This is a genomic window from Aeromonas sp. QDB11, assembly GCF_027705265.1.
GTDB classification, from domain to species: domain Bacteria; phylum Pseudomonadota; class Gammaproteobacteria; order Enterobacterales; family Aeromonadaceae; genus Aeromonas; species Aeromonas allosaccharophila.
Genome location: NZ_JAPDBM010000031.1, coordinates 16,734 through 39,889, shown reverse-complemented (window position 1 = coordinate 39,889; position 23,156 = coordinate 16,734). Strand labels below are relative to the sequence as shown.

The following is a 23,156-nucleotide window of genomic DNA, read 5'->3' as shown; positions in this document are numbered from 1 at the left end:
ATCCCTTTGGAACTGGTTAAATTGCCTTGCGATTACTCGCAAGGCAATACACAAACAACAACAAAGGGATAAAAATGAACCGTTCGGGTACCGGGTGGCTGCTGCTGGCAGGCCCCCTGCTTTTTGCTACATCCTCGGCGCAAGCCAACTACTCCCCCAATGACTGGCGACAGTATCAGTTGACTGGCGAATCGAGCCGGCAACTGGCCGCACGCATCACCGAGATCACCTACGAACTCAAAGCGCGTAGCAGCAACGCGCCCTATCAGCAGCTCAGAGTCTACCGTCGCTTCGATTGGCAGAGCAGCGATCTCGCCGCGCTGGCCGAGCAGCAGTGTGGCGAGCCGCAGCTCAAGGTAGATGCGGGCTGGCAGATCCGCTTCGTGCGCTGTGAAGACCGGATTCCAGCGGGCAAGCTCATTCCCGCCAGCAGTCATGACTTTGGTTATGGCCTGAAGCAGGGTCGCTGGGAGCAGCTGGCGGGCACGCCGACCGCACAGCGGCAGGATCGTCTGCCGCTGCCACAAGCCATCATCCTGGGTCAGAGCGAAAGGGAGCTGGATCGCTGCGAACTCAACGCACAAGGCCGCTGCGCCGAGTCGGAGTGGCACTATCAGCCGCAGGATTGGCAGCAGTTGCAGGTACTTGAAGAGGCCCCGAGTGAGCGGGATGGCCGGTTGGAGCAGATCTTTTTCCGTCTGCAACCGGTGGCAGGCAGTCAGGCAGCCGCTCAGGTCAGCGAGATCCATGTCTGGCGCCGTTATCAGTGGCAGCTGGATCAACTCACGCCTCAGCAGGAGTGTGATGAGCCGCAGGAGCGCAAGGAGGGGAGCAACACCATCCGCTATCGCATCTGCCGTCAGGTGATCCCCGCAGGCAGCGAGGTTCAGGTAACGTTGCAAGATAGCGGCTACCAATACCCGGTCGCTGGCGGCGAGTGGCAACCCCTGCCAGAGAGCAAAGAGTGGCAGGAGAGCCGGGTGCTCAATCGCCCCATCGTGCTGGCCAGCAAGGAGGAGCAACTGGAGTGCCGCCGCGCCAACGGTCGTCTCTGCTCGGAGCCCGAGCAGCCCGATGTGGATCTGCTCGACAGCGATGCCGCCAAACTGGTGGCCGACGTGCGCGGCCAGAGCAGTCCTGCCTGGCAGGCGGATTATGGCCACGATGACGCCAAGCTGATGGCGGTGGTGCGCGGCATGCGTGCCCTGCTGGCAGCCAACCAGCCGACCCATCCGGCAATGGACAAACTGCTCTACTATGTGCGCGCCCACAACTACCACGGCGGCGTTGGCAAGGAGAGTGATCAGTCCGCCCGGGCTCTGGCCGGGGTGATGATTGATCTGCTCAACCACCCATTGCTACTGAGTGCCGAACCGCAGGATCAGGCTGGCACAGTGCTGGAAGCCTGGAGCGTGGCGGCACAAGGCCAACTTGGCCAAGCCGCCTTCCGCCAGAGTGCCGCCCCCATGCTGGCCCAGATCAACATGGCGCTCGGCTACGCGGTGCAACATGCGGCGCAAATCAATGGCCACAAACCCTGGGCCGATGGCCTGTTCGAGCTGCTCAATCTGGTTGATCAGAGCGCCTCTTACGATCAGCAGGCAGACTCCAGCGCAGCGGTACTGCAACAGGAGGTGGCATTACGCCAGCACCTGCTGCAACTGGGCCTGAGCGAGCTGGCCCTCTGGAAACAGCGCGACGGTTCACGGGATCTGTTTATCTTCAACAACATCCTCGATGCCCATAGCCGTCTCTACCAGATGATGCGCTACCTCCATCACACCAGCCCCGATGAGACGGTCGCCTATCGCCAACAGCTGGATCGCGATGTCATCGCCATCATCCGCCAGCAGGGGCTGGTCCCGGGCGGCCAGCATCCGGCCGCCATGCTGGAAGAGGTCTCCCTGACTCTCTCCAGCTACTACCTCACCTACACGGATCGCACCAGCGAGGCCTGTGTCAGCGGCGAGTTCGCCGGGCTTTGTACTCCGATCCGCATGGAGGAGATCCTGCCGTTCGAGCACACCTGCTCACCCACCCTGCGCCTGCGCGCCCAGGATCTGACTCAGGCTCAGGCCGAGGGGATCTGCCGCGAGCTGGGTGACGAGGAGCAGCGCTTCCACCAGCAGATGGAAACGGGCGAGCAACCGGTGGCCGATGATCACAACGAGGCGCTGGAGCTGGTGATCTTCAACTCCTCTGCCGACTGGGGCCGCTACGGCAGCGCGCTGTTTGGCGTTTCCACCGACAATGGCGGCATCTATATCGAGGGGGATCCGGCTCGCCCCGGCAATCAGGCCCGCTTCTTCGCCTATGAGGCGGAGTGGAAACGCCCCGCCTTCCAGGTGTGGAACCTGCGCCACGAGTACGTTCACTATCTGGATGGCCGCTTCAACCAGTACGGCAGCTTCGGCCACTATCCGCTCAACCGCACCACCTGGTGGGCCGAGGGGATTGCAGAGTACATCGCCCATGGTCAGTGCTTTGCCCGGGGTCTGGATAACGTGGCAAACCGCCCCGCCAACCAGCGTCCGACACTGGCGGCTATCCTCCACCTTGACTACGAGCAGGGTGGCGAGATGGTCTACTCCTGGTCCTATACCGTGCACCGCTTCCTCAACGATACCGATCGCGGCGCCAGCTGGCTGGTGCTGGCACAGGCGCTGCGCAATCCGGATCGGCAGCAGGCGATGAGCGACTTCGAAGGGGAGCTGGACCGGCTGATCGCCAACGACAGCGACGCCTATCAGGCGTGGCTCGCCCGGGATCTGCTGCCCTGGTGGCAAGCCAACAAGGAGTCAGACGCCTGCAAGGGCAACGACTCCGCCCACTGATAAACCTTCACCTAAAAGAGGGGCTGCCACCGCAGCCCCTCGCTTTATCCTCCCGCTCTCCCGTCCTCTGCTGCGACAACCTCTGCCCGAATGAGGTGCCCGCCCGTTATCAAGCCTGACGCCGGCGGCCGAGTTGTAATAGAATGCCGAAAGCCATTCCCAACTTCAGACCCTGACCGCACCGCGCATGAAGAAGTTTGCCAAGATCCTCCTCGCCTGCCTCGTTTTGCTGCTGGCCCTGATTGCCATGCTGCTGGGCTACAGCGAGTGGATCGTCTCTGATGCCCGTCACTACACCTACGATCAGGTAGACAAGGTGCCCTATAACCGGGTTGCGGTGGTGCTGGGTACCTCCAAATATCTCTCCGGTGGCGGCCCCAACCACTACTTCAAATACCGTATCAAGGCGGCGGCCGAGCTCTACAACAATGCCAAGGTGGACTTCATCATCGTCTCCGGTGACAACGCCACCGTGCAGTACAACGAGCCACGCCAGATGCGCCGCGCCCTGATCAAGGCGGGCATCCCCGCCTCCGCCATCTATATGGATTTCGCCGGATTCCGCACCCTCGACTCAGTGGTTCGCGCCAAAGAGGTGTTCGGCCAGGAGCGCTTTACCGTGGTCTCCCAAGGCTTTCACAACGAGCGGGCCATTTTTATCGCACGCCATTTCGGTATCGATGCGGTCGGCTTCAATGCCGAGGATCCCAGCGCCTATCAGGGGATCCGCACCCGGGTGCGGGAAGTCTTTGCCCGCCTGATGGGGCTGCTCGACCTCTATGTACTGGACAAGGGGCCCAAGTTCCTCGGGGCACCGGTCCCCATCGGTCTGCCTGTGCCTTGCCAGTCACTAAGTACCATCGGCAGCCTGCAACCCTGCCTCAAACAACCCAAACCGACGGTGGATGAGGTCAAGCCGGCAGCGGTATCTGCAGCGGTTGCCACCGAGTCGGCCACTCCGCCTGTCTCGGCTGCGATTGAACAAGTCACTGCAGCTGCATCCGCAGCGGCAACCACTGAACCGGTCACCCCCGCCAAACCCGCGGCAGAAACCGCCGCCAAGATGCCCAGCGCGGCCTTGCCCATATTGCCGGTGGGCTCTTCAGCCGCCAGCGCCAGCACTGCCGCACCATAAACAGACGACCCGCCAACTGGCGGGTCCTGTTATTGCAGCGTGGATTGTGGCAGCCAATTTGAACTGCTCATCCTGGCCCATCCCCTGTGGCTATGTCAGCCGCGCGCCGCCTGATAGCGGCGGGCCACTTCGGCCCAATCCACCACCTGATAGAAGGCCGCGATATAGTCAGGACGCTTGTTCTGGTACTTGAGGTAATAAGCGTGCTCCCACACATCCAGCCCCAGGATCGGGGTATGGCCATGCATCAGGGGACTATCCTGATTGGCACTACTCTCCACCTGCAATCTGCCCGCCTTGTCCACCACCAGCCAGGCCCAACCGCTGCCAAAGCGGCTCAGGGCAGCCTGAGTGAAAGCCTGCTTGAAGGCATCGAATCCCCCCAATTCCCGCTCGATGGACAGCGCCAGCTCACCACCCGGCTCACCGCCCCCCTGCGGGCTCATCACCAGCCAGAACAGGGAGTGGTTGGCATGACCGCCGCCATGGTTGCGTACCGCCCCCTGCAAGGCGGCTGGCAGGCTGTCGAAGCGGCGCAGCAGATCCTCAACCGGCAGTGCGGCCAGCTCGGGCGCGGCTTCCAGCGCGACGTTAAGGTTGTTGATATAGGTCTGGTGATGACGGCTATGGTGGATCTCCATGGTCAGGGCATCGATATGGGGTTCCAGTGCGTCGTAGGCATAGTTCAGGGCTGGCAGGGTATGACTCATGATGACCTCTGTTCGGATTAATGGAGCCGGGATGAGGGCTCGCTCTGGCACAGGCAGTGACCGAGCGAGCGCATGATCGCGGCGTGGCTGCCGTGGCGCTGTACGAACGTCAGCAACTCGGCACGGGTAGTGCGGGTATGGCGCAAAGCGGCCTCTCGCAGGCGGGAGGAGCAAGCGGGGGAGTAACAGGTCGCCAGCAGGCAGTCGTGCACATAGCAGAGCAGGTCGGCGGCGCGATCGGGCAGAGTCATGGCCACCAGCAGATCCGCCAGATTGTGGTGGGCCACCACCAGCGCCGCCACCGCCTCGTCAGCATCGTGCCACTGCACCAATTGCTGACGAGCCAGCCAGAGCGCCTGCTGATAATGGGCCAGCGCCTGATGGTACTCGCCGCAATCAAACAGCCGGTTGCCCTCTCTGGTCTGCTGCTTCCAGTGGGTCATACTGCTGCCACCTTCGGTCGACTCGACCCACCCCTTCACCCAGGTTGCTGTCATACGCTTCACACCAACAAATGATAATAATTATCATTACATGAATCATATCCGGGAGACAAGGGGTGTGGGGATCGCAGCAAACAACCAAAACAGCGCGGCCACTCCTTGGCAAGGAGTGGCCGCTTGAGGCAACCGGTCAGAAGATGCGACCGGTCAATGGCAAGTTAATGTCAGGTCAGATGTTGTTGGCTGGCGAGGGCGGGGCGATCCCCAGCAGCATATGATCCATCATCCCCACCATGCGCCCTATCTCCGGTTTGGTGATGGTATCGTTGGCCCCCAGTTGCAGCGCCTTCTGGCGGTTGTCATCGCTCATCAGGGAGGAGAACATCACGATGGGCATCTCCTTGTAGGAGGGGGTATCCCGCAGTCGCTTGAGCAGGTGCATGCCATCCATGCGCGGCATCTCCACATCGGTGATCACCGCATTGACGAAGCCGGAAACCGGCATCTTCTCCTCCTGCGCCAGACGATCGAAATCCGTCAGCATCTCCAGCCCTTCCCCCCCGTCCTTGGCCGTTATCACGTTGTAGCCGGCGGTACGCAGGGTGGTCTCGATCATCTTGCGGATAAAGGCCGAGTCGTCCACCACCAGAATGGTCTTGCCCTGACGCAGCGCCATCATGCGATCGTCGATGAGCACCTTGCGATCCTGGGTGACGTCGTACTTCTCCATGCTGAGTTCGGGGTTGATGTCGGCGATGATCTTCTCGAAATCGAGGATCATTATGAGGTTGCCATCGCGCCTGACTACCGCCACCACGCAGTCGTTCTCTCCCGCTTCCAGAAACTGGCTGGGGGACTCCACATCCTCCCAGGAGACCCGGTGAATCCTGCTGACGCTGTCGATCAGAAAGCCGTTGGCCATCTTGTTGAAGTCGGTGACGATCACCACCTTGTGGCTGGGGTCAGGGTTGGTCTTGATGCCGAGCCAACCGGCCAGATCCACCAGCGGGATCAGGCGCTCCCGCAGGGAAAAGACCCCCACCATATGGCGCTGGGCATTGGGGTAATCGGTGGTTTCCGGCACCCGGATCACCTCGCGCACCTTGGCGACGTTGATCCCGTAGTAGGCGATCTTCTCTCGCCCGTCCGGCAACTGCTTCTTGAGGTGAAACTCGATGATCTCAAGCTCGTTGGTGCCGCTTTCGGTCAGGATAGATTTACGCTCTTCCCCATCTTTGGACATCATGGTGACTCTCATTCTGGTTGCGCGGGCAGCAGACCGCTGCGGTTTTCTCTCAGTATAGGAATGGAATGCACTCTGCTGCGCTGATCCGGTCAAGAATGCAGCTATAACCGCTTGATCCGCGAGGCCGGAGGGCTCGTACCAGCCTATCAGGAAAATTGCGGTGCGATGGAGAAGGCCATCACAGCGTCACAAGGAGAGGGATCATGAATGAGAGCGTGCTCGTGATTGGGGCTGGCGGCGGGATCGGGGCGGCGCTGGTCGCACAATGGCTGGCAACCGGCACAACCCGGGTCATCGCCATCAGTCGTCAACCCGCACCTGCGGGCCTCTCGTCGCCAGATCTTCACTGGCTATGTTGTGATTACAGCGATGAGCAGATGGCAGCTGCGGTAGCCCGCATCGCGGAATTGGCGCCGAGACCGCATCGGGTGGTGATCTGCAACGGCATGCTGCATCAGGGGGAGATCCAGCCAGAGAAACGGCTCGAAGCACTCAATCTCGCTGTCATGACCCGCCTCTACCAGACCAACGCCTTGCTGCCGCTGCGCTGGATCAGCCAGTTGTTACCGCTGTTTGGCCGCGAGCCTTGCACTCTGGCGGTACTCAGTGCCCGAGTCGGCAGCATTGGCGACAACCGAGCAGGCGGCTGGTATGGCTATCGCGCATCCAAGGCCGCCCTCAACATGCTGCTCAAGTGTGCCGCCATCGAGCTGGCCAGGCGGGCCACAGGCGTCAAATTGCTGGCCTTCCATCCCGGCACCGTGGATACCCAACTCTCCCGCCCGTTTCACGCCAATGTACCGGCGGGAAATGTGCAGAGTCCCGAGCTGGTAGCCGACCATCTGATTAACCTGATGAACCGGCTGCAACCGGATGGCGAGCTGAGCTTTCTCGACTGGCAGGGCAAACCTATCGAGTGGTAGGGGAACCCAAGAGACGTGCCAGCAGTGCCCGCAAGCTCTTGATCACGGCGGGCTTGCCTGCCAGCTGCAATCTCGCAGCAAGTCTTCCCCAGTCGGCATATTGCCAGATGGTGGCGATCAGCAGATGGCGCTCGGCAGGGGTGAGCGAGGCCAACACATCCAGATGTCGCGCCAGCCATAGCTGCAGGCTGGCTTGGCTTAGCTCGAACGGCTTGTGATGCAGGGCAAAGCATTCAATATCGTCGAGCTCGAACTCGCCAAGCTCAGTTGCGGTGACGGTACTGCCTTGCAGAGATTGCCATACCAGCTCGGGATCCAACGCGCTCAACTCACCAGCCAGCAAGGTCGGCAGCTGGCGTACGAAACGCTGCTGCCACTGATCCAGCTCGGGCTCATGCTCGGGTTTCAGCGCTTTGAGCAGCAGGGCTGCGTGGCAGCCGCTGGCGGCATCCCGTTGCAAACCGATGCGCAGCACCGTCAGTCCTGCCTTGCGCCAGAAGGGGAGCAGGTCGGCGCTGGCCGAAAAAGCCGAGCCCAGGTAGTCGATACCAATCTGGCGATAGTGCTCCTCAAGCTTGCCAAGCAGCAGCGAACCCAGCCCATGGCGATGCAGCTCGGGGTGGATGGCGATACGCATCACCCGGGCGTAACTGCGCGCCCCCGCCGTTTTGAAACCGGCGTGGGCCAGCAGCGACTGGGGCAGCAAATGGCCGCGCGGGCGGCGGCGCCCTGCCCAGATCGCCTCGGCGAGTTCGGGTTCGATTTCCCCTTCCCGCGCCACCAAGGCCACACCCAGCAGGCTCTCGTCCTGCTCCAGCAGATGGATGTCGAGATCCGGGCTCTCCAGCAGCGACCTGAGATCGCTCGGCGTGGTTTGGTAGTGGGCCAGCACCAACAGGCCGAACAGCTGGTTGAGCAGCGCCTCGTCACTCGACAGCGCCTCTTGGCTGACCAGACGCCAGCTCGGGCTGGTCGGTGGCATGGGAGTTGCGACTTCGGCATTGAGGCCGAGCAGGCGGAAAATCAGCGGCTCCAGCGGATCGTGCTCACTCCAGCGGATCGGTTCACCCAGTTGGATCTCCTGCCAATCCGGCGTTTGGCTATCCAGCACTCGCTTGAAGCGCAGGTGAAAACCACGTCCTGTTCCCTCGTAACCGTGCTCAGTGGTGGCAAACACGATACGGCTGTGACGGGCCAGCATGGCCTCGAGCAGCGGGGTCGGAATGGCGGCCGCTTCATCCACCAGCAGCAGATCGGGATTAATCGCCTCGTGCACCAGCCGATCAGGAGAGCAGTAGCTCAGCCCGGTTAGCTGCTCCGGCGTGGTATCTAGCCCGCGAGCTGCGTGGGCAAACAGGGTCGCCACCGTCGCCTGTGAGGGGGCCGTCACCACTATGTTCAGCCCGGGCTGCTGGCGCAGCAGCTCGGCGGCGGCCAGCCCCAGCAGCGCACTCTTGCCACGGCCGCGGTCGGCACTCAACACCAGCGGCCGGCGGCGATGACCGTGCAACACCTTGTGGATGGCGGGCAGCGCCCGGGCCTGATCGCAGCTCAACGCACGCTCCGGCCCAATCGGTTGCCACGGCTGCGGGCAAACCGGCAGCTCCAGAGAGAGGGCCGGATCGCCAGTTAGCAGCCGCACCAGCCGGGCGATAAAGCCGTGACCGGCCTGGCTTACCTCCTCCTGCTGGGCCACCAGCCTAACCCGGTCGGGATCCGGCCATGCGGGCCAGATCTCTCTGGGCGGCGTCAGCAGCAACAGCAAGCCACCGGCGCGCAAGGTGCCTGCCAGCGCCCCGAAGGCGTCGGGGTGAAAACCGCTGAAGGCGTTGAACACCAGCGTGTCGCACTCCTGACCGAGCCGCTGCAGCGCCTTGGCGGCGGGTTGCGGGGCATAACACTCAGGCCCAGCCCCCAGCCAGAAGATGTGCTCACCGAGCAGGGATTGGGCGCGGGCAATGCACTCGGCCTCCTCCCCCTCCAGCCAGATCAGGCGCCGCTCACCGGCGCGGGCCAGCGCCTCGCGCAGCCGGTTGACCTCTTGTGGCGTCATGAAGCCGCGCTGTCAACCGGTTTGCGGGGTTCGAACATGCGCTCCCCCATCTGATCGATAAAGGTGTGGGACTTCTGCACCATGAAACGCTCGGCATCGGCCGGATTGGCAAACAGATCGGAGCGGATGAAACGGTGGGTTTGCAGCACCCCATCCAGCTCCTTGGTGATGCGGCCCGCCAACCGGTACTGGCCCCCTTCCGCCATGGGCTCGGGGTAGATGAGATAGCCGGCATATTCGGTGGGAGTGACTTCAGGCGCCTTGGTCGGCTCGCCCCCGAACAGGGCGCTGAACAGTTTCTTGAGCATGGTGATCTCCTCTGGTTGCCAGCATTGTCCCCAAGGGGTTGCACAGTGGCAAGCAGGGGATCTTATTACCAATAGTTATTTGCATCACGAACCATTCTCATTTAGATTTCACTGCATTCCACAAGAGGTAACCATCATGTACGTCTGTTTGTGCCGCGGCATCACAGATACCCAGATCCGCAAGGCGGTGCAGTCAGGTAACAGCGAATTCCGCCAGCTCAAGCAGTCGCTAGAGGTGGGCGCCCAGTGTGGCAAATGCGTGCGAATGACCATGGAGATCATCGCCGCCGAGCTCGACACAATGGAGCAGGAACAATCCGTGCTCTACTACGAGGTGGCCTGACCCGGCCCCACCCTCTTCTGATTTGACCCGCCAGCAGGGTCACCCTTCCTCTCGGGCGAGCTGACTCGCCAGACCTCTTGTTGTCACTTTTCTGGACTAAGCTCTAACGATCGAAGCCTCAGGCACGAACCAAGGAGCACTGTCGATGAAAGGAGATCCCAAGATCATTGTCCACCTCAACAAGGTGCTGGCCAATGAGCTGATTGCCATCAACCAATACTTCCTGCACGCCCGCATCTACGATGACTGGGGCCTCAAGGCGCTCGGGCACAAGGAGTATCACGAGTCTATCGATGAGATGAAACACGCCGACGAGCTGGTCAAGCGGGTGCTGTTTCTCGAAGGGCTGCCCAACTTGCAGGATCTCGGCAAGCTGCGCATCGGTGAGACCGTCGAAGAGATGCTGCGCTGCGACCTGTCGCTGGAGATGGATGCCATCCCCGATCTCAGGGTCGCCATCGCCTATGCCGAGTCGGTGCAGGACTACATCAGCCGCGACCTGTTCCAGGAGATCCTGGAGGATGAGGAGGAGCATGTGGACTGGCTGGAGACCCAGCTCGATCTCATCGATCGCATCGGGCTGGAGAACTACCAGCAGTCGCAACTGCACCACGGTTCATCCTGAATAGTTATGGCATGAAAAAACGGTTAAAAAACCCGCTCAGGCGGGTTTTTTAATGTCTGGCTGCATAGCTTTTCACACCACTTATCAGCATGAAAAATAAGCGTATTTTTGCTATTCAGGTCGCAAAAACAGACGCCGAGTAGTTGCACTATTGGGGCCCCTCACAGGGACACACAATAACAACATGTGAAAGGACTACATCATGCACTTCCTACCCAACAAGCTCGCGCTAGCCTGCGCCATTGCCCTGTCTCTTGCCGCCTGCAATGACAACAGCTCGAACGCACCTGCAGATCCCGCAGCCACCAAAGCATCCCTGATGCAGACCATGGATGAGGCTCTGCGCGAGAGCCAGGCGCTCGACCCCTACGGTTTTGCCATCGATGCCGCCAGCATCGCCAAGCGCAAGGCACTCGACAGTTCTCTGCTCAAACGGCTGGATGCCCTGGATCCCTCGGTGCTAAGTGAGCGGGATCGGCTGTTCTACGACATGATCCGCTGGGACTTGCAGATCAATCTTGAAGGGTACGATTTACCCCAATCCCAGATCCCGATCCATCACTTCCGCAACCGTGTGGTGGATCTGGCAGATGACGTTGGCGCAGCCCCTGCCAGCGGCAAAGCAGCTCGCACCGTCAGCGGTGACTTCGACTATTTCGAGCACAGCTCGGCCGACCGGGTGGAACCGGGTGATGGCGCATGGCGACGCGATCTCGACCGCACAGACACAGCTCCGGCACTTGCAATGGCAACCCGGGCAAAGACAACAATGACCCCGCAGGCCTGGTACCAGGAACACCTCACCTGGCTCAAGGCATATGATGCCTATCTGGCCGAGGTGAAACACCAGTTCGAGCAGGCCAGTGTTCAGGGCAACACCTTGCCTGATGAGCTGGTAGACCGGCTGCTGGCCCAGCTCAACAGCAAGCTGGATGGCGACATGCTCGCTGGCGCCTACCTCGGCTGGCAGCAGTTGCCGGGGGATGCCGATGCCACACTGCGAGCAGACTACAAAGCCGTGTTGGACAGCATCAACAGCCGTTATCTGGCGCTGCGCGACTATCTGGATTACCAGCATGGCGGCGCCTATGCAGTGCGCCTGGGTAGTGGCGAGTGTGACGACGGTTTCTGTGGCATGACCAACGGGCGCGACTGGTATCGCTGGCTGCTGAAGAAGCACACCACCACCAATATGACACCGGAACAGGTTCATGAGCTGGGATTGAGCGAGGTAGAGCGGATCTTCGGTGCCATGGTCAAGGTGTGCCACACCGTTGGCAAGTGCGACAACGAAGACGTGGCCCAAAGCAAGCAGAGCGGCCAGATCTACGCCTTCTTCCGCTATCTGAACGAGCCTGCCTTCTTCTATCAGAACCCGCTGGCACTCTGGTCGGCTGGCCTCAACCCGGACAACGCGGCCGGTGCGACCCTGAACGGGCCGCAGCAGCAGGCACTGGCCGAACACGAGCGGGCATTGCAGGAGTACAACGTCTTCAAGAGCAAGGCGGCGCTGGTGCTGCCGGACTTCTTCGATGCCGAGCGCACCATTCCCAAGCTCGATTACGAGGTGGTGCCCGTCTCCTATGAAGATGCGCCATACGGCGGAGTGGCCTGGTATCAGGACGGCAACCCGCAGACCGGCCGCAAGGGACAGTTCGTCCTCAACACCTACTACCCCTATGGTCTGCAGAGCTGGAACATCAGCACCCTGCTGGCCCATGAGGCGGCGCCGGGCCACCACTTCCAGATCACCATCGCTCAGGAGCTGGCCGCCAAGGATCCCGACTTCCCGCAGTATGTGGCGAACGCCTCCTACACCGCCTATGCGGAGGGTTGGGCGCTCTACACCGAATATCTGGCGGATCACGACATGGGGCTCTATCAGGGACGGGGCCTCTATGATCCGGCGGTGGGAGACGTGAAGGTCGAGGGCTCGTCCGCCTTCAACAACCAGTTGCAATACTTTGGCCGTCTCAACGAGGAGATGCTCAGGGCGATGCGGCTGGTCGTGGATACCGGTATCCACTGGTATGGCTGGAGCCACGATCAGGCTGTCAACTACATGAAGGAGAACTCGGCGCTGGGTGCCGGGGACATCAGCTCCGAGGTGCCGCGCTACATGGCCTACACCGGTCAGGCGACCTCCTACAAGGCCGGCCAGCTGGCGCTGATCCGGATGCGGGAGTCGGCCGAGCAGGCGCTGGGTGGAGACTTTGACCTCAAGGCGTTCCACCACCATGTGCTGGAATACGGCATGTTGCCCATCTCGGTACTGGAGCAGAAGAACAAGCAGTGGATTGAACAGTCGAAGTGATCACAGTTACGGCGCCCGGCAAGGCAACGGGCGCCGCTTTCGATTAGGATACGGCTCTCTGCCAATAACAATGCTACGGACGATTTCCATGGAACAGATTGCACGCGAGATGGCGCCCCACAAACGGGTGGCACTGGTGGCTCACGACAACATGAAGACCCCTCTGCTGAACTGGGTGATGCGCCGCAAGGAGGAGCTCAAGCTCCACCACCTCTATGCAACCGGCACCACCGGCACCATGCTCGGCAAGAAGGCGCAACTGCCCATCACCTGCCTCTTCTCCGGCCCCATGGGTGGCGACCAGCAGCTCGGCGCCCTGATTGCCGAAGGGAAGATCGACGTGCTGATCTTCTTCTGGGATCCCCTCAATGCGGTGCCGCACGATCCGGATGTGAAGGCGCTGCTGCGGCTGGCGGCGGTATGGAACATCCCGGTCGCCACCAATGAAGCGACCGCCGACTTCATCATGGACAGCCCCCACATGCAGCAGGCATTCAGCGTGCAGATCCCGGATTACGCCGGTTATCTCAAGGCGCGCACCGAGTGATCGGCTAACCCGTCATGCAAGAGGGCCGCAATATGCGGCCCTCTTTATTGGGGAAACAAACCGACACCGGCTTATAGCGCCCGGGCGAGGATGCGCGCCACCCGATCCGGATCGATATCCTGATGTTCACCGAGTGCGGTGCGCCCCACCCGCTTGAGGTTGGAGCAGACCGCCGGAATGCAGCTTTCGCTGAGACCATAGTCGGCCAGTCGGGTGCCCAGCCCCATCTTCTGGAAGAACTGTTCGGTGCGGATGATCGCCTCTTCAATGCGCAGGGCCTTGTCCTCGCGGGTGGAATGCCACACCCGCTCGGCAAACTGCGCCAGCTTGTCCTGCTTCTGACTCACCCGCTCACGGAGCAGTGAGGGGAGTACCACCGCCAGACTCTGGCCGTGATCCAGCCCGTAGAGCGCCGTCAGCTGATGGCCGATGGCGTGAGAGGCCCAATCCTGCGGCACCCCGCAACCGATAAGACCGTTGAGCGCCAGGCTGGCGGCCCACATCAGATTGGCCCGAACCTGATAGTTGGCAGGCTCCGCCAGCGCTCTGGGGCCGTTCTCCACCAGCACCTGCAGCAGGCCTTCCGCCAGCCGATCCTGCACATCGCCCCCGACCGGGAAGGTGAGGTACTGCTCGGTGATATGGATGAAGGCATCCACCACCCCGTTGCCGGTCTGGCGTGCAGGCAGGCTGTAGGTGGTCGCCGGATCGAGCACCGCAAATTGCGGCTGCACCAGCGGGCTTCTGAAGGAGATCTTCACATCCCCGCGGCTCACCACAGAGGTGGGATTGTTCTCGGATCCAGTGGCGGGCAGGGTCAGCACGCAGCCCATCGGCAGCGCCTGGTGCACGCTCGCCTGTTTGCCGCAGATATCCCAGGGGTCGCTCCCCTCATAGCAGGCCGCCGCCGCGACAAACTTGGTGCCATCCACTACCGAGCCACCACCGACCGCCAGCAGGAAGTCGATGCGCTCGCGCTTCACCAGCGCCACCGCCTCCATCAACAGCTCGTATCTGGGATTGGCGCCGATGCCGGAGAACTCCTGCCACGTCACCTCTTCCAGCGCTCGGGTCAGCTGCTCATAGACTCCGTTCTGCTTGATGCTGCCGCCGCCATAGAGCACCAGCAGGCGACTGCCGGGCGGGATGAGCGTTGGCAGGCTGGCGATCTGCCCCTCACCAAAACAGATGCGGGTCGGGTTGGCATATTGGAAGTTGTACACGGCGGGATCCTCGACTTGAACAGCACGGGGACATTGTGCGCCTGCCGCCCCATCAGGTCAAAAACGGGAGCTGGTTATCAGAATGGAGATTGCCGGTCGTTGCAGCGGCATTTTCAGGGATGGCTCTGCTATGGTCTGTCAGGAGGGCGGGTAGCACTCTGGAGATCAGGCTCCCCATCACTTTCCCATCCTGCTGCCCCCGTCAGTTTTCATCCAATCCCTCGTCATACAGGAAGGTCTGAAATATGAAACTGAAGCATGCATGGATTGCAGGTCTGTTTACCCTCTCGACTACTCTGGTACAAGCCGCCGAGGTCAACGCAGGAGTCGACGTCGCTCCCGGGCAAGCCAGTCTAGCGCAAGAACTCACGGCGAGTGCCACCGTGACCGCCATCGACCTGGAGACCCGCCAGGTCAGTCTGAAAAACGCAGAGGGTGAAACCTTCGATATCGTCGCTGGCGAGCAGGTTGCCAACCTGCCGAACGTCAAGGTCGGGGACAAGGTCACGCTCAAGTATCTGCAGATACTCGATGTAGAGCTGCTGAAGGGCACCGCTGGCATCAGAAAACGGATCGTGGAAGTGGATGGCGAACGGGCCAGGGCAGATGAGAAACCGGGTGGCGGTGTCGGCATGAAAGTGACCATCTATGCCGATGTCATCGGGCTGGACAAACAACAGCAGACCGTCACCGTCAGAGGGGTGGATGAGACCCTGACCATCAAGATCAACAACCCGGAGCAGTTTAGCCTGATTGCAGAAGGGGACCAGCTCAAGGCGGTTCAGACCAAAGCCATCGGGATCGGCATCGTCGCTAGCGAATAGTCCAGACCGGGCTGCCCAGGCTGCCATGCCAGCGTAATGACGCCCGACTCGCGGCCACTTGCGCGGGCGCCATATCAAGCGGGAGGCAATCTTGCCTCCCGCCTTCCTTACCCAGACCGTTCACTCCCCTAGTCTCCATTCAGGGCAAGATATTGCCTCTTCGCCCCGACTTGCCGGCCAATCCGGCACATCGCCGCCCCTACTTCTGGCCGGTCAGGCGATCCATCGCCTCTTTCAACATCTTCTCTCGCTGCTCGTTGAGCGGCTTGCTCTGCTCCGCCCGCTCCTCGGCGGTCAGCTGCTTGTTGTCGGCGATCGTCTTGAGCTTCTCCTCTATCTCGTTGAACTTCTTGCGATCGAAGCCCAGCGCCTTGTCCACCAGCTGCTGCACCACGCCCCCCTTGTCGGAACTCATATCCAGCGCCGGCGGCAGCTTGTTGTTCTTGGCCAGATGTTCGTAGGTCAGCACCTGCTGGGCCTGACCGGTCATGCGCTGGGTGGAGAGGCTGACCATCTCCTCCCAGCCACCGCCCTGACCGCCACTGCCGGCACTGTTGAGGGTGGCGAGGGCGCGGTTGTTGGATGCGCTCTGGGCAAGCTGCTGGCTGTAGGGTTTGATATCCATGGGGGCTCCAATTCGGTGCGCATCTGCGGCAATGGGCACAGGCTGATCCGGTCACATGGGGCGTCAGGCCCCACCATTACCAATAAAACCAGCAAGTTACAGGCCAACTTGTCAGATGGTGCAAGATCCCGCGCTATGGCGGCGCTCACCACGGCCCCCACGCAAGCAGGCGTCAGAATCATGACTCATCTGCTGCCGGTTCACGCTGTTTTGGCACATTTCACCGTCCGCGCGCCACGGCGCCAGAGAAAAGTCAGGAACAGCAGTTCGATCACAAAACAAACAACCAGCGAGGCATACAATTTTGGCGCACATCACAACCAGCCAGCCGTGTCATGGATGATCTGTTCGTAAAACCAATAACAGGCAGACCAATCTGCCGTGCTCGCTCCGCTGCCAGTTCGGAGTTGCGGCCTCCCCACACCTCATCCCCTCGTCTGACTCTCACTCACCGCAACCTTTCGGGCATAACTATGAAAAAACACACCTTGAGTCTTCTCTCCGCCACCCTGCTCACCCTGCTTGGCACCAGTGCCGATGCCTGTACCGGCCTTATCGTCGGCAAGGGGGCCAGTGCCGATGGCAGCGTAATGATCGCCAGAAACGAGGATTTTGGCGTCAACAACTGGAACAAGTATCTGGCCTTCCACCCGGCACAACAGAACGAGGGCAAGAGCTGGAAACTGGGCAACGGGCTGGAAGTGCCAATGCCCAAGGCGTTCTTCGCCTACTCCGCCATCCACGACTGGGATGCAACAACCAGCGACCCAGCAGGCAAATATTATGAGGAGCGCGGCATCAACGAGTTCAACGTCGCCATCTCGGCTACCACCAGCGCCGAGGTCAACGACAAGGCCCAAAAAGCGGATCCGCTGATCGAGAAGGGGGTCATCGAGGCCATCATCCCGACCCTGATCCTGCCGCAGGCCAAAACGGCCAAAGAGGGGGTCGAGCTGCTCGGCCGCTATGTGGAGCAATATGGCGCCGGTGAGGGCAACAGCCTCTATCTGGCGGATGTGAACGAGGCCTGGCTGATGGAGATTGGCTCCGGCCACCACTGGATCGCGGTGCGGGTGCCGAACGACAGCTACGCCATGGTGGCCAACGGCCTGCGCATCCACGGCGTCGCTCTCGACAGCGCCGATGTGCTGCACTCGCCCAAGCTGCTGGAGTTTGTACGCGAACACAAACTGCTGGATAACGCCGATCCGAAGGATTTCAACTTCGCCAAGGCGTTCGGGGTGATTGCCGATCCCTACAACGTGGATCGGGAGTGGCTCGGCCAGAAAATGCTGACCGCCAGCCAGAAACAGGCGACTCGGCTGGCGCAATATCCACTGTTTATGAAGCCGGATACTCCCATCGCTGTGCCGGACGTGGCCAGGGTGCTGAGCGCCACCTATGACGGCACGCCGCTGGCGGGCAAGGCAGAGCGGCCAATCCGCGTCGATCGCCAGCTGGAATCCCACGTCATCCAGCTGCGCAAAGAGATGCCCAAAGAGCTGCAGGGGCTGATCTGGCAGAGCTACGGCGTGCTGGCCGAATCTGTGATGGTGCCGCTCTACAACACCCTGGAAAACTACCCCCTGCCCTATCGCAGCGGCAGCGACAGCTACTCCGATGATTCCGCCTACTGGCAGTTCCGCAGCCTGACGGCGCTGGCCAACACCAATCCGGACAAATACCTGCCGCTGCTGCGAAACGTCTGGAGCAAGGAGAGCGCCAAGCTCTACAAGGAGGTCGCCGTGCTCGACAAGAGCCTCAAGCAGACCTACGCCAACGACAAGGCCACCGCCATCGGGCTGGCCGCCGACTACTCCTACGGCCAGCTGGAGCAGACCTATCAGATGGCCAAAGATCTGCGCTACAAGCTGATGACGGATCTGACCAAGAGCAGCGAGAAGAAATACTCGGAGGAGGAGTTCAAGAAGATCATGAGCCTGTAATCTGCTCGCCAACGCAAAGAGGCTCCCGAGGGAGCCTCTTTTGTTTCATCCAATGCAGCGATCAGCGGCGGCTGATATTGAGCGGGCCGAAGGTCTGGGCCACCGGCATGATCTCGATGCTGTTGATGTTGACGTGGGCGGGCTGCTGGCTCACCCAGAGCACGGTATTGGCGATGTCTTCCGGCTGGATCGCCTCCACCCCCTGATAGACGGTGGCCGCCTTGGCATCGTCACCGTGGAAGCGGACGTTGGAGAACTCGGTGCCGCCGCACAGGCCCGGCTCCACGTTGGTGACGCGAATGGCGGTACCCGCCAAATCGGCGCGCAGGTTGAGGCTGAACTGCTTCACGAACGCCTTGGTGGCGCCATAGACGTTGCCGCCCGGATAGGGGTAGGTGCCCGCGATGGAGCCGATGTTGATGACGTGGCCGCGATTGCGCGCCACCATGCCCGGCAGCAGCAGGCGGGTGAGCAGGGTCAGGCCGCTGATGTTGGTGGCGATCATCTGCTCCCAATCGTCCAGATCCGCCTTGTGGGCAGGCTCCAGCCCCAGCGCCAGACCGGCGTTGTTGACCAGCAGATCCACTTCGCTCCAGGCGGCTGGCAAACCGGTGATCGCGGCGCGGGTGGCCGCCTTGTCCTGCACGTCGAACACCAGCGGCAGAAACTGCTCGCCCAGCTCGTCAGCCAGCGCGGCCAGCCGCTCGGCACGGCGACCGGTGCCGATCACCTTGTAGCCCGCCTGCACCAGCTGGCGGCTGATGGCTTCACCAAAACCGGACGAGGCGCCCGTTACCATTGCAATCATCTGAACCTCCATATCTACACCGATATCGTTATTTATCTGTTTGAATCTATTCAGATTCATTCATCGCTCAATTCACGTCCGGTCGCCTTGCGCCAGACAAATACCACCAGATGGAGCAGAAACAGGCCCGAGCCCCCCAACGCAAACAGCAGGCCGGTGAGGGCGTTGACCGAGGTGTCGGCGCCGCACCACCACCAGACCAGCCAGCCGATCAGGCCGATGACGAAAGTCTGGATGGCACAGACCGGGCAACGCCCCAGCTTGACCTTGATGGCGGTAGCAAGACAATTGTCGCAGCTCATCCTGCTCCTCGATGTTGCTCGTTCCACACGGCTAGCATGCCTGCAAAGGCGGCTTGCGAGCCACTCTGCGCCGCTCACGCTCCTCGTCGCTCACCAGCGGCAGCACCAGCCGGTGGGCGTGCTGGTCGCGGCCATAGTAGTCCGCCAGCCGCTGCTGGGGACGAAATCCCAACCCCTGATAGAGCGCCAGCGCCTCTTCGTTGGCGTCCCCCACCTCGAGGCGAATCGCCCCCCAGCCAGCGGCCTTGCCCTCCCGGATCACCTGCTCCAGCAGACGGCGGGCCCAGCCCAGACGGCGCACCGTCCAGCGGATGGCCAGCGCCTGAATGACCAGCCGATCCCAGCCTCTGTGCTCCAGCAGGCAGAGATAGCCCATCAGCTGATGCTTCTCATCCAGCAGCAACAGGGTGCGCCCCTTGGCGTGGGCCAGCAGATAGTGCCAGCGGCTGCGGCCAAAGGCGACTTCGGGGGGAAAACAGTAGCGTTCCAGATTAACGATGGCGCCCAGATCATCTGTTCGGGCCGCACGTACGGTCAACACGGGGAGTCCTTGTTCGGTTATTTATCTTCAGCACCAAAAATGCGACTTGTATCACAAGTTACCAAAGCGTCATATTAGGCACTGTAACCTCTTGTTTCCCCTCGCGCCATTGTCGTGCTTGTCGGTGCATCGAAGCCCACTGGGGATCCTGCCTTTTTTCAGGCAGTCTGATCTGTGGAGCCGAAAATATGAGTACCTATGTCATCGTCGAAGAGCTGGGCGACTGGCCTTACCATGCCGATTATCTGCTGACCGCCCGCACCTATCTGCAACATGGCGTGCCGACCACCGGCGGCCGACCCCGCATCATCAACCTCTGCCGCAATCTGGAGCACCTGAGCGCAGGCTACTACTGCTCGCTGCTGGCCCAGGCCCGCGGCCACCACTGCCTGCCGGGTCTGCAGGCCATCAGCCGACTGCAACCCCAGCAGCCACCGGCCAAGCTGTGGCGCAAGGCACAGGGGTGGCTGGCCCAGCAGAGCGAGGACAGGATCCGGGTGCGCGCCATCTTCGGCCAGTGTGAACAGAGCGAGCTGGCGGGGCTGGCCCGCTACTACTACGGCCTGAGCCAGTTGCCGCTGCAGGAGCTGACCCTCAAGCGCGGCCGTCATGGCTGGTCGGTACGCCAGCAGCAGAGCCTGTCACCGCTGGAGCTGAGCCCAAGCGAAAAGGCACTGATGCTGCACCATGCTCAGGCGCTGGTGGGCACCGGTGATGAGGAGCAGGCGGCGCCGCTCTACCAGCTCGCCATTCTTGTCGATCCCGATGATGGCCGCGCCAGCAGTGATGGGCTGGCGCTGGAGCGCTTTATCCGGGCTGCTGCCGCCCAGGGGATCCGGGCCGAGATCCTGCCACCGTCGGCCATCGAGCGGTTGCCGGAGTTCGACACCCTCTGGCTGCGGGCCGAAACCGCGGTCGGCCACTACACCTTCGAATTTGCCCGCCGTGCCGAGCAGCTCAAGATGCCGGTTATCGACAGCTCCCGCGCCATCCTCGCCTGCAGCAACAAGCTCTATCTCTACGAGCTGATGGTACGCAGCGGCGTGCCCATGCCGCCCACCATGGTGGTGACCCGTCGCGGTCGCCACCATGTGGATGAGCTGGTACAGCGGCTCGGCCTGCCGTTGATGGTGAAGGTGCCCGATGGCGCGCAGGGGCGCGATCTCGCCATGGCCAGCGACGAACAGCAGCTGGCCCGGCTGCTGGACGAAGGGCTGAGCCGCTCCGCCCTGCTCTTGGTGCAGAGCCGGATCCCCGCCGAGTTCGACTGGCGCATCGGTTTTCTCGATGGCTCGCCGCTGTTTGCCTGTCGCCGCTACCGGCCAGAGCCCGGTAACCGCATTCGCCGCCGCAAGCACCCGCTCGACATGAGCCGCATCGAGGCGTTGCCACTGAACGAGGTGCCGGAACGGGTACTGCAGACCGCCCGCCGCGCCGTCCATCAGCTCGGCAATGGCCTCTACGGGCTCGACTTGCGCCAGCAGGGCCGCGACTGCGTGCTGCTGGAGATCGTCGACAACCCCTGGATCCGCGGCGATATCGAGGACAAGGAGGCGCAGGATCTCTACGAGCGACTGGCCCGCGCCTTCCGCCAGCGGCTGGAAAACCGGGGCCAGACCACCGCATAACCCGCCATGACCTTTTCGCCACAATGACAGAGAGGGCCCCGCGATGGGGCCCTCTCTCATATCAAAGCGTACTGCCGCTGACTTATTGCAGGCGGAGGAAACGGCCACTCAAAGGGGGAAGCGCCACCGTCACACTGTCACTACCCAGGGCCAGACTCTCGCCACTTTGCAGATCCACCAGCGCACTGCCGCTGCGCAGCTTGTTGGTCGGCAGGTTGTAGCTGAGCGCCGAGGTAGAGAGGTTGAGCAGATAGACGACTTGCTCGCTCGCCGTCTGCTTGATGTCACCATAGAGGCTGCCGTCGGCCACCAGCTTGACTCGCTCCCCCTGATAGAGGGCGGGATGAGCGGCGCGCATCGCCAGCAGCTGGGCGAGCCACCCTTTCAATTCGGCCTGCTCGCTGTCCGGCACAAAGCCGGTGACACCGGGCACCTTGCCGTCGCTGCGGGCCACATGGTCATCGCACAAACCCTGCGCCGCACAATCACCGCTCACCTGCTTGGCAAAGCCCGGCACCTCGTCGCCAAACTCCTCGCCGTAATAGAAGGTGATGGGGCCGGAGCGGGCCGCCATAAAGCTGAAGGCTGCCTTGTGGCGCAGCCAGTACTCGGCCGGATTGAAGTTGCCGCGCTCCAGCAGATCGCCGAAACGCACCAGATCGTGGTTACCCAGCATCAGGTTCGGCATGGCGTGGCCGGGGTAGTTCTCCACCTTGTTCCAGCTGGCATCGAGCACACTGGCCCCCTGGCCCCCCTTGCCGGACTCCTCCACCGCCAGCGCCTGCACGATGCCGTAGCGCAACGGGAAGTCGAACGCCGAGGCGAGCGCCGGATTGTCGCTGCTGCCGTAAGCCTCGGCACGGATCTCGTCGGCACTCTTCCATACCTCGCCCACCATGTAGCCGAGGGTGCCCCACTGCTGACCGGCGGCCTTGCGTGTCGCGCTGGCTTGCTCCACTTCGCTGCGCATGGCACGCCACTCATTCAGATTGAGCTGATAAGCCTGATCGAGGCGCCAGCCGTCGATACCGTACTGCTCGACCCAGTAACGGGCCACCTCCTTGAAGTAGGCGAGGCTCTCCGGCTTGCTGTAATCCACCAGCTGACCGGGATAACCGGCACCACCGCCGGTGAGAGCGGGCAGACGCCCCTCTGGCGATGGCTTGCTCACACCCACCTTGTTGACGTGGCCAAACACCCCGTCGAGGAATACATAGAGACCGCGCTGGTGCGCCGCATCCACCAGCTGTTTGAGCTTGGCGTTGCTGCCAAAGTTGGGATCCACGGTGAAAAAGTCGCAGGCGAAGTAGCCGGTGGCATCGAGCTTGTTGTCACCGCCTTGCCCTGCGCAGGAGTCGAATACCGGAGTGAGCCAGATGGCGTTGACGTTGAGACTCTTGATGTGGTCGAGGCTGTCGATGATCCCCTGCAGATCGCCGTTGTGCTGGGAGGGGCCATAACCGACGCCGTAGTTGGCACTGCCGTCACCATCGGCAAACGACTCCACCATCACCTGATAGATGCGCAGGTTGCAGGCGAGTTGATCATCGCCATAACAGGCGCGGTTGTTGACCAGATCGGTACGGTTGGGTACCGGTGGGATGATCTCGCCACCGGAAGAGCTGCTGCTACCGCTACCACCACAGGCCGCCAGTAACAGAGCGGCCCCGAGCAGGCCGCCATAGCGCAACGTTCCTTGTTTCATTGTTATGTTCCCGCTGTGAGAACAGGCGTCTGATACGCCTGTTTTTCACCATGATAGCGAGGCTCACACAGCG

General features: G+C 61.7%; 21 protein-coding genes. 10 read left to right on the top strand and 11 right to left on the bottom strand.

Annotated elements, in window-relative coordinates; translation table 11 throughout:
• The first annotated feature begins 74 nt into the window (after positions 1-74).
• Positions 75-2,834 (top strand): collagenase, encoded by a 2,760-nt coding sequence (locus OKC40_RS12105; protein ID WP_182938319.1) that lies wholly within the window; start codon positions 75-77, stop codon positions 2,832-2,834.
• Between the two features lie 187 nt (positions 2,835-3,021).
• The gene (locus OKC40_RS12100) at positions 3,022-3,969 is read left to right on the top strand and encodes a SanA/YdcF family protein (RefSeq protein ID WP_182938320.1); all 948 of its coding nucleotides are present in this window, start codon (positions 3,022-3,024) and stop codon (positions 3,967-3,969) included.
• 95 nt (positions 3,970-4,064) lie between these two features.
• Here the strand turns inward: OKC40_RS12100 and OKC40_RS12095 are convergent, their stop codons facing one another.
• The 3 genes from OKC40_RS12095 to OKC40_RS12085 form a co-directional block, all read right to left on the bottom strand.
• Entirely contained in the window at positions 4,065-4,679 is a 615-nt protein-coding gene (locus OKC40_RS12095) for a superoxide dismutase (RefSeq protein WP_182938321.1), read from the bottom strand.
• A gap of 17 nt (positions 4,680-4,696) precedes the next feature.
• On the bottom strand, positions 4,697-5,176 hold the full coding sequence (locus OKC40_RS12090; RefSeq protein ID WP_082040682.1) for a hypothetical protein: 480 nt from the start codon (positions 5,174-5,176) through the stop codon (positions 4,697-4,699).
• 175 nt (positions 5,177-5,351) lie between these two features.
• Positions 5,352-6,368, bottom strand: coding sequence for a chemotaxis protein CheV (locus OKC40_RS12085; RefSeq protein ID WP_042057572.1), 1,017 nt, complete (start codon positions 6,366-6,368; stop codon positions 5,352-5,354).
• Between the two features lie 203 nt (positions 6,369-6,571).
• Between OKC40_RS12085 and OKC40_RS12080 the strand changes: the two genes are divergently transcribed.
• Positions 6,572-7,291: an SDR family NAD(P)-dependent oxidoreductase gene (locus OKC40_RS12080; RefSeq protein ID WP_042057574.1), complete on the top strand. Its 720-nt coding sequence runs from the start codon at positions 6,572-6,574 to the stop codon at positions 7,289-7,291.
• Here the strand turns inward: OKC40_RS12080 and OKC40_RS12075 are convergent.
• Positions 7,278-9,344, bottom strand: a complete 2,067-nt coding sequence (locus OKC40_RS12075) for a tRNA(Met) cytidine acetyltransferase TmcA (RefSeq protein ID WP_270795343.1) — start codon at positions 9,342-9,344, stop codon at positions 7,278-7,280. The genes OKC40_RS12080 and OKC40_RS12075 overlap by 14 nt on opposite strands.
• On the bottom strand, positions 9,341-9,652 hold the full coding sequence (locus OKC40_RS12070) for an HlyU family transcriptional regulator (protein WP_042057578.1): 312 nt from the start codon (positions 9,650-9,652) through the stop codon (positions 9,341-9,343). The genes OKC40_RS12075 and OKC40_RS12070 overlap by 4 nt, the downstream gene beginning before the upstream one ends.
• A gap of 136 nt (positions 9,653-9,788) precedes the next feature.
• Between OKC40_RS12070 and OKC40_RS12065 the strand changes: the two genes are divergently transcribed.
• The 4 genes from OKC40_RS12065 to OKC40_RS12050 all read left to right on the top strand — a co-directional run bounded on the left by OKC40_RS12065 (position 9,789) and on the right by OKC40_RS12050 (position 13,481).
• Complete coding sequence (locus OKC40_RS12065) at positions 9,789-9,995, top strand: bacterioferritin-associated ferredoxin (RefSeq protein ID WP_042057580.1); 207 nt, start codon at positions 9,789-9,791, stop codon at positions 9,993-9,995.
• Between the two features lie 145 nt (positions 9,996-10,140).
• A complete protein-coding gene (gene bfr / locus OKC40_RS12060) occupies positions 10,141-10,620 on the top strand; it encodes a bacterioferritin (protein ID WP_042057581.1) in 480 nt (159 codons plus the stop codon).
• Between the two features lie 202 nt (positions 10,621-10,822).
• Entirely contained in the window at positions 10,823-12,934 is a 2,112-nt protein-coding gene (locus tag OKC40_RS12055; RefSeq protein ID WP_042057583.1) for a DUF885 domain-containing protein, read from the top strand.
• An 88-nt stretch (positions 12,935-13,022) separates the two neighbouring features.
• A complete protein-coding gene (locus tag OKC40_RS12050) occupies positions 13,023-13,481 on the top strand; it encodes a methylglyoxal synthase (protein WP_005335971.1) in 459 nt (152 codons plus the stop codon).
• Positions 13,482-13,552: 71 nt separating this feature from the next.
• Here OKC40_RS12050 and OKC40_RS12045 read toward each other — a convergent pair whose 3' ends face one another.
• A complete protein-coding gene (locus OKC40_RS12045; RefSeq protein WP_182938323.1) occupies positions 13,553-14,704 on the bottom strand; it encodes an iron-containing alcohol dehydrogenase in 1,152 nt (383 codons plus the stop codon).
• A gap of 245 nt (positions 14,705-14,949) precedes the next feature.
• Here OKC40_RS12045 and OKC40_RS12040 point away from each other — a divergent pair, with 245 nt between their 5' ends.
• Positions 14,950-15,528: a hypothetical protein gene (locus OKC40_RS12040; RefSeq protein WP_182938324.1), complete on the top strand. Its 579-nt coding sequence runs from the start codon at positions 14,950-14,952 to the stop codon at positions 15,526-15,528.
• A 199-nt stretch (positions 15,529-15,727) separates the two neighbouring features.
• Here OKC40_RS12040 and OKC40_RS12035 read toward each other — a convergent pair whose 3' ends face one another.
• Entirely contained in the window at positions 15,728-16,153 is a 426-nt protein-coding gene (locus OKC40_RS12035) for a hypothetical protein (protein WP_182938325.1), read from the bottom strand.
• Between the two features lie 473 nt (positions 16,154-16,626).
• On the opposite strand from OKC40_RS12035, the gene OKC40_RS12030 reads away from it, so the two are divergent.
• Positions 16,627-18,099, top strand: a complete 1,473-nt coding sequence (locus OKC40_RS12030; protein WP_182938326.1) for a C69 family dipeptidase — start codon at positions 16,627-16,629, stop codon at positions 18,097-18,099.
• A 61-nt stretch (positions 18,100-18,160) separates the two neighbouring features.
• On the opposite strand, the gene OKC40_RS12025 is transcribed toward OKC40_RS12030, so the two are convergent.
• From OKC40_RS12025 to OKC40_RS12015, 3 genes are read right to left on the bottom strand one after another with little or no spacing between them, the layout of a single operon-like run.
• Entirely contained in the window at positions 18,161-18,907 is a 747-nt protein-coding gene (locus tag OKC40_RS12025) for an SDR family oxidoreductase (protein WP_182938327.1), read from the bottom strand.
• 56 nt (positions 18,908-18,963) lie between these two features.
• The gene (locus OKC40_RS12020; protein ID WP_182938328.1) at positions 18,964-19,209 is read right to left on the bottom strand and encodes a DUF3624 domain-containing protein; all 246 of its coding nucleotides are present in this window, start codon (positions 19,207-19,209) and stop codon (positions 18,964-18,966) included.
• 31 nt (positions 19,210-19,240) lie between these two features.
• A complete protein-coding gene (locus OKC40_RS12015) occupies positions 19,241-19,750 on the bottom strand; it encodes a GNAT family N-acetyltransferase (RefSeq protein ID WP_182938329.1) in 510 nt (169 codons plus the stop codon).
• Positions 19,751-19,938: 188 nt separating this feature from the next.
• On the opposite strand from OKC40_RS12015, the gene OKC40_RS12010 reads away from it, so the two are divergent.
• The gene (locus tag OKC40_RS12010; protein ID WP_042057599.1) at positions 19,939-21,378 is read left to right on the top strand and encodes a RimK family protein; all 1,440 of its coding nucleotides are present in this window, start codon (positions 19,939-19,941) and stop codon (positions 21,376-21,378) included.
• 82 nt (positions 21,379-21,460) lie between these two features.
• Here OKC40_RS12010 and OKC40_RS12005 read toward each other — a convergent pair whose 3' ends face one another.
• The gene (locus tag OKC40_RS12005; protein ID WP_182938330.1) at positions 21,461-23,083 is read right to left on the bottom strand and encodes an alpha-amylase family glycosyl hydrolase; all 1,623 of its coding nucleotides are present in this window, start codon (positions 23,081-23,083) and stop codon (positions 21,461-21,463) included.
• Positions 23,084-23,156: the final 73 nt, after the last annotated feature.